Source organism: Pseudomonas sp. RW409, assembly GCF_003184125.1.
Classification (GTDB): domain Bacteria; phylum Pseudomonadota; class Gammaproteobacteria; order Pseudomonadales; family Pseudomonadaceae; genus Aquipseudomonas; species Aquipseudomonas chlororaphis_I.
This window is the reverse complement of record NZ_QHHP01000040.1, coordinates 377,896-384,829: the sequence shown is the minus strand read 5'-3', so window position 1 is coordinate 384,829 and position 6,934 is coordinate 377,896. Positions and strand designations below refer to the sequence as shown.

The window sequence follows — 6,934 nt, the reverse complement described above, 5'->3', positions numbered from 1 at the left end:
GATCTACACCCCGCTGACCTCGCGTATCGCCCACCTGGTGGTGATCGACGTCCTGGCGATGGGCGTGGCCATGGCCCGCGGCCCGAGCCTGGTCAACCACCTCAAGAGCGTCAAGCGCAGCCTTCGCAGCCTGCGCCTGTCGCCCAAGTCGGTCAAAGCGCTTGACGATTGAACGCTGCACCTCATCGTCGGGCGTCCTCCTGTAGGAGCGAGCTTGCTCGCGAACAATCATCAACAATGATGCGGTGTCGCGGGATGAACCGCCGCTTCGCGGCTATCGCGAGCAAGCTCGCTCCTACAAGGGAATCGGGCGTCATACGGCAGCTTTCATCGTCCTGTCATGGAGCCGCCGCCAAACCGTAACGCCTGACGTCCATCGTGAAGCTCCCGTACTCGCATTGGGAGACTCGAAATGGCCCGGCCTTACGAAGAGAGCAGCAGCGCAGTCAAAACCCGTCGTCAGCAGGAAGACCAGCGCCGCATGGAATTTCGCCGCGCGATCGAACATCGCTGTGAGCTGCGCCGTCTGCAGCAGGAAATCAACGACTACCCCGAGCTGGACGCCGTCAATTACTGGCAGGCAGCCTCGGCAGCTTCCCGTCAAAACGTTCAACAAGCCCGCTGATCTGCACCCGTTCGCTGCGGATAAACCCCAGGAACGCATGCGCTACCGGTGACAGGCGTTTAGCCTTGGCCTGCACCAGGCACCAGCTGCGATACAACGGCAGCTCTTCGACCGGCAACTCGACGAGTCCCCCGGTCGCCAACTCAAGGTTCAGGGCGTGGCGCGTCAACAGCGCCACGCCCAGACCCGCCAGCACACACTCGCGCTGCGCCTCGGCCGACGACACTTCCAGGGTCTGGGTGAAGTGCACGCGCTTTTCCTTGAAATACTCCTCGCAGGCCAGGCGCGTGCCCGAACCCTGTTCGCGCACCAGCAGGTTGTAGGGCTCCAGGTCCTGCAGGCGCAGCGGCCCCAGGTGGCACAGCGGGTGGTCGGGCGGCGCCACGGCGACGATCGGGTTGTTGAGGAACGGCAGGAATTCCAGGCCCATGTCCTGCGGGACCATCGACATGATCACCAGGTCGTCGCGGTTGTCCGAGAGGCGGCGGATCACCTGGCCCCGATTGACCACCGTCAGTTGCAGGTTGACCTCCGGGTGCTGGCGCTTGAAGGCGGCGAACAGGTGCGGCACGAAGTACTTGGCGCTGGATTCCACCGCCAGCTTCAGCTGGCCCTGCAAGGAACCCTGCATGTCCGACAGCTGCATGTCGAGGTTCTCCAGGCGTCCGAAGATGTCGCGGCTGGCCCGCTGCAGCGCCTCGGCGGCCTCGGTCATGTAGAGCTTCTTGCCGACGTAATCGAACAGGGGCTGGCCGATCAGCTCTTCCAGCTGGCGAATCTGCAGGCTGACGGCGGGCTGGGTCAGAGACATTTCGTCGGCCGCCCGGCTGTAGGAGCGCAGATCGCAGACCTCATTGAAAATCTGCAATTGGCGTAATGTCATACGCATCAAGGACTTACGCATTATCTAAGGTCTCGCGCCGAAGGCTGTCGGATCAACTATAAGTCTTTGCTTATGAGCGACCCAATAATTATTGATTTTTGTTAATTCATCGACAGGAATAGTGTGGGCCTGCGACTGGCTTGAAACATTTGGTCACGCGCCGACCTGGTCTAGCGGGTCGTTTGTTCCAACGGCTCAAGGGTACCTCCAAGTGATAAAAAAGATCCTGATCGCCAACCGTGGTGAGATTGCCGTACGAATCGTGCGTGCCTGCGCCGAGATGGGCATTCGCTCGGTCGCGATCTTCTCCGACGCCGATCGCCATGCCCTGCATGTGAAGCGCGCGGATGAAGCCCACAGCATCGGTGCCGAACCCCTGGCCGGCTACCTGAACCCGCGCAAGCTGGTGAACCTGGCAGTGGAAACCGGCTGCGACGCACTGCACCCCGGCTACGGCTTCCTTTCGGAAAACGCCGAACTGGCGGACATCTGCGCCGAACGTGGAATCAAATTCATAGGTCCATCGGCTGAAGTGATTCGCCGCATGGGCGACAAGACCGAAGCCCGCCGCAGCATGATCAAGGCTGGCGTGCCGGTTACCCCGGGCACCGAAGGCAACGTCGCCGATATCCACGAAGCCCTGAGCGAAGGCGACCGCATCGGTTACCCGGTGATGCTCAAGGCTACGTCCGGCGGTGGCGGCCGCGGCATTCGTCGCTGCAACAGCCGGGACGAACTGGAACAGGCCTTCCCTCGGGTGATTTCCGAGGCGACCAAGGCGTTCGGCTCCGCCGAAGTGTTCCTGGAAAAGTGCATCGTCAACCCCAAGCACATCGAGGCGCAGATCCTCGGCGACAGCTTCGGCAACGTGGTGCACCTGTTCGAGCGCGACTGCTCGATCCAGCGCCGCAACCAGAAACTCATCGAGATCGCCCCGAGCCCGCAACTGACCCCGGAACAGCGCGCCTACATCGGCGACCTGTCGGTGCGTGCGGCCAAGGCCGTGGGCTACGAGAACGCCGGTACCGTGGAGTTCCTGCTCGCCGACGGCGAGGTGTACTTCATGGAGATGAACACCCGGGTGCAGGTGGAACACACCATCACCGAGGAAATCACCGGCATCGACATCGTTCGCGAACAGATCCGCATCGCTTCCGGCCTGCCGCTTTCGGTGAAGCAGGAAGACATCCATCACCGTGGTTTCGCCCTGCAGTTCCGGATCAACGCCGAAGACCCGAAAAACAACTTCCTGCCGAGCTTCGGCAAGATCACCCGTTACTACGCGCCCGGCGGCCCTGGCGTGCGTACCGACACGGCGATCTACACCGGCTACACCATTCCGCCGTTCTACGACTCCATGTGCCTGAAGCTGGTGGTCTGGGCCCTGACCTGGGAAGAGGCGATGGACCGTGGCTTGCGCGCCCTGGACGACATGCGCCTGCAAGGGGTCAAGACCACCGCCGCCTATTACCAGGAAATCCTGCGTAACCCGGAATTCCGTAGCGGCCAGTTCAACACCAGCTTCGTCGAGAGCCACCCTGAACTGACCAACTACTCGATCAAGCGCAAACCCGAAGAGCTGGCCCTGGCCATCGCCGCCGCCATCGCCGCCCACGCAGGCCTTTGAATGCAGCGGCAAGCTGTGAGCGGCAAGCTGCAAGTAGAAGCAGATCAGCTTTTTCTTGCGGCTTGTAGCTTGAAGCTTGTCGCTATGAGGAGATAAGAATGTCCAAGAAGATCTTTGTTACTGACACCATCCTGCGCGACGCCCACCAATCGCTGCTGGCGACCCGCATGCGCACCGAAGACATGCTGCCGATCTGCGACAAGCTCGACAAAGTCGGCTACTGGTCGCTGGAAGTCTGGGGCGGCGCGACCTTCGACGCCTGTGTGCGTTTCCTCAAGGAAGACCCGTGGGAGCGCCTGCGCAAACTGCGCGCCGCGCTGCCCAACACTCGCCTGCAGATGCTTCTGCGCGGGCAGAACCTGCTGGGCTACCGCCATTACAGCGACGACGTGGTCAAGGCCTTCGTCGCCAAGGCGGCGGTCAACGGCATCGACGTGTTCCGCATCTTCGACGCGATGAACGACGTGCGTAACCTGCGGGTGGCCATCGAAGCGGTGAAAGCCGCCGGCAAGCACGCCCAGGGCACCATCGCCTACACCACCAGCCCGGTGCACACCATCGAGGCGTTCGTGGCCCAGGCCAAGCAGATGGAATCCATGGGTTGCGACTCGGTGGCGATCAAGGACATGGCCGGCCTGCTGACCCCTTACGCCACCGGCGAGCTGGTCAAGGCGCTGAAGGCCGAGCAGTCGCTGCCGGTGTTTGTCCACTCCCATGACACGGCTGGCCTGGCTGCGATGTGCCAGCTCAAGGCCATCGAGAACGGCGCCGACCACATCGACACCGCGATCTCCAGCTTCGCCTGGGGCACCAGCCACCCGGGCACCGAGTCGATGGTCGCCGCCCTCAAAGGCAGCGAATTCGACACCGGCCTGGACCTGGAGCTGCTACAGGAAATCGGCCTGTACTTCTACGCCGTGCGCAAGAAGTACCACCAGTTCGAAAGCGAGTTCACCGCGGTCGATACCCGGGTGCAGGTCAACCAGGTGCCGGGCGGGATGATTTCCAACCTGGCCAACCAGCTCAAGGAGCAGGGCGCCCTGAACCGCATGAACGAAGTGCTGGCGGAGATCCCGCGGGTACGTCACGACCTCGGCTACCCGCCGCTGGTGACCCCGACTTCGCAGATTGTCGGCACCCAGGCGTTCTTCAACGTGCTGGCCGGCGAGCGTTACAAGACCATCACCAACGAGGTGAAGCTGTACCTGCAAGGCGGCTATGGCAAGGCGCCGGGCGCGGTGGACGAGAAGCTGCGGCGCCAGGCCATCGGCAGCATCGATGCGATCGACGTGCGCCCGGCCGACCTGCTGAAGCCGGAAATGACCAAGTTGCGCAATGACATCGGCGCCCTGGCCAAGTCCGAAGAAGACGTGCTGACCTACGCCATGTTCCCGGACATCGGGCGCAAGTTCCTCGAAGAGCGTGAAGCCGGCACCCTGACGCCGGAAGTGCTGCTGCCGATTCCGGAAGCGGGCGGCGTGAGCTCGGCTGGCGGCGAAGGCGTACCGACCGAGTTCGTCATCGACGTGCACGGCGAGACCTACCGCGTCGACATCACCGGTGTCGGGGTGAAGGCCGAAGGCAAGCGCCACTTCTACCTGTCCATCGACGGCATGCCGGAAGAAGTGGTGTTCGAGCCGCTCAACGAATTCGTCGGCAGCGGCAGCAGCAAGCGCAAGCAGGCCAGCGCGCCGGGCCACGTCAGCACCACCATGCCGGGCAACATCGTCGATGTGCTGGTCAAGGAAGGTGACACCGTCAAGGCCGGCCAGGCCGTGTTGATCACCGAAGCCATGAAGATGGAAACCGAAGTCCAGGCGGCCATCGCCGGCAAGGTCACCGCCATCCACGTGGCCAAGGGCGACCGGGTCAACCCGGGCGAAATCCTGATCGAGATCGAAGGCTGAGTTCAGGCCTTCATCTGCAACGTTTTACCTCGGGGGGGCTACGGCCTCCCTTTTTTTTGCCTGTCGCCAGGCGCTGGCGGAACAGCTCGGTGTGCCGCTGCAAGCGGCCTGAGGGGCATTTTCAGTTCTGAATTTGAGTGCTTTTTAATACACATATTTCGTTCTGAAATGAATATATCTGCATTACAATTCATGCTGATACCGTAACGATCATTAAAAGTGTATTAAATTGCAGGTAATACAGTGCTTCGGCTGACTTTGCAGCTCTACTGCGCAGGGGCATGGAGCGACGCCATGACCCTGACCTTCGACAGGCCTGAACAGGGCTTCGCCAGCCCCTGCAGTTTTGGTTATGTGCAGCAGTACCTGGTGGATAACCTGGAGGCTGTTGGCAGTCCGCTGGCCCGGTCGGTCAGTGCGCAGATCCCATTGGGTTGGGAGCCTTGGCGCGAAGACCGGGCCCCGGCCTTTCTCTATGACCTTGCCCCGACAGCGGCGGCCGGGCGCTTCCTGCTGCGCCAGATCGGCCATGAGCGGCCGGACGGCATGGGCGTCGAATTGTTCCTGTTGGCCCGCTCCACGGCGGCGCCCCTCGGCAACCTGCGGGTCAAGGAGTCGCTGGCGGGGCTGCGCCGGCGTCCGGCGCTGGGGTTTTCCCGGGACCAGGTGATCGCCCTCGATAACCGCTTTCTCGAGTACGCCCATGAGCAGGGCGTGGCTTTCGGCGGTACCGCGAGCATCGGTGACCAGGCCCCCAGGCTGTTGCTGACCCAAAACCCTGAGGGCCTGCTGTACCCCGACGCGCTGCTCGACGATGCCTCGGCGGCGCGTCACTGGTGGGTGAAGTTCCCCCGGAACCCCGCTACGCAGAATGCCGGCGACATCCTCAGGAGCGAGTTCCACTATTACCGGGCGCTGCAGCAACTGGGCATCGATACGCTGCCGGCCGAGGGCCTGGCCCTGGAAGAGGGGCCCAGGCCCAGCCTCTGGATGCAGCGCTTTGACCGCCGGGTGACGCAGGCGGGTGTCGAGCGCCTGGCGGTGGAGTCGATCTATTCCCTGGCGGGGCTGGTGGGCCATGGACAGGGAATGCGGCACACCGAGGTGTTGGGGATTCTTGCCGAGTTGTGGCGGTCCACGGGCCAGGAGTCGTCGATCCCCGAGCTGGTGGCGGATTACCTGCGCCGGGATCTGCTCAACAAGATCCTCGGCAACTCGTCCAACCATGGACACAACATCTCGATCATCCGCACCGAAGCTGCGGTGCAACTGGCGCCAATCTACGATCTGGCGCCCATGGTCATGGACGACGAGGGCATTACCCGGACCATCAAATGGCCCGGGCGCATGGAGGTGGCGGGTGACGTGGACTGGCGCCTGGTGTGCGCGAGCCTGAAGCCGCTGATCGACCCTGAAGCCGCCCTGGCGCGCCTGCGGGAGGATGCCGAACGGCTGCGGGCCCTGCCGGACCTGTTGAGCGCCAGTGGCTTGCCCGATGCCACCCTGAATCACCCGCGCATTCACTTGCGCCACTTGGACCGACGCCTGCAGGAGTGGGGACTGCGATGACTACAACCCTGGAAGAGCGCGGCGCGCTGATCGACAACATCCAGCAGGAGCTGGCTGCCGGCCGTTTGCCGCTGGGCGATGCGGTCAGGCGCCTGCGCACCGAAGTCACGGGGCTGCACCAGAGCCAGTTCGCCAGGATGTGCCGGCTTTCCCTGCGCACCCTGATCCACATTGAACACGGTGACGGCAATCCGACCCTCAAGTCGCTGAACGCGGTGTTCAAGCCCTTCGGTTTGCAGATGGGGGTGGTGAATGTGCAGAAAGCCAGTCGCGCCCGCTCGCTGCTCAATGATCTGGAGCGCCTGGAAAAGGGCCCGGGCATA

The 6,934-nt window shown here is 62.9% G+C and carries 5 protein-coding genes and 2 pseudogenes; 6 read left to right on the top strand and 1 reads right to left on the bottom strand.

Annotated elements, in window-relative coordinates:
• Nucleotides 1–172, top strand: a pseudogene (locus DK261_RS20325) (transcriptional regulator); the annotation flags it as partial.
• 240 nt (nucleotides 173–412) lie between these two features.
• The gene (locus DK261_RS20315; RefSeq protein ID WP_007927592.1) at nucleotides 413–625 is read left to right on the top strand and encodes a PA3496 family putative envelope integrity protein; all 213 of its coding nucleotides are present in this window, start codon (nucleotides 413–415) and stop codon (nucleotides 623–625) included.
• Here the strand turns inward: DK261_RS20315 and DK261_RS20310 are convergent.
• Nucleotides 567–1,529 carry a LysR family transcriptional regulator gene (locus DK261_RS20310; RefSeq protein WP_028683627.1) on the bottom strand — a complete coding sequence of 321 codons (963 nt, stop codon included), beginning with the start codon at nucleotides 1,527–1,529 and terminating at the stop codon, nucleotides 567–569. The genes DK261_RS20315 and DK261_RS20310 overlap by 59 nt on opposite strands.
• 190 nt (nucleotides 1,530–1,719) lie before the next feature.
• On the opposite strand from DK261_RS20310, the gene DK261_RS20305 reads away from it, so the two are divergent.
• The 4 genes and pseudogenes from DK261_RS20305 to DK261_RS20290 all read left to right on the top strand — a co-directional run.
• Nucleotides 1,720–3,135 (top strand): acetyl-CoA carboxylase biotin carboxylase subunit, encoded by a 1,416-nt coding sequence (locus DK261_RS20305; RefSeq protein ID WP_007927582.1) that lies wholly within the window; start codon nucleotides 1,720–1,722, stop codon nucleotides 3,133–3,135.
• Nucleotides 3,136–3,233: 98 nt separating this feature from the next.
• Entirely contained in the window at nucleotides 3,234–5,042 is a 1,809-nt protein-coding gene (gene oadA / locus DK261_RS20300) for a sodium-extruding oxaloacetate decarboxylase subunit alpha (protein ID WP_009051629.1), read from the top strand.
• 294 nt (nucleotides 5,043–5,336) lie between these two features.
• A complete protein-coding gene (locus DK261_RS20295; protein ID WP_110176225.1) occupies nucleotides 5,337–6,611 on the top strand; it encodes a type II toxin-antitoxin system HipA family toxin in 1,275 nt (424 codons plus the stop codon).
• Nucleotides 6,608–6,871 (top strand): annotated as a pseudogene (locus DK261_RS20290) (helix-turn-helix domain-containing protein); the annotation flags it as partial. The gene DK261_RS20295 and the pseudogene DK261_RS20290, both read left to right, overlap by 4 nt.
• Nucleotides 6,872–6,934 lie beyond the last annotated feature (63 nt).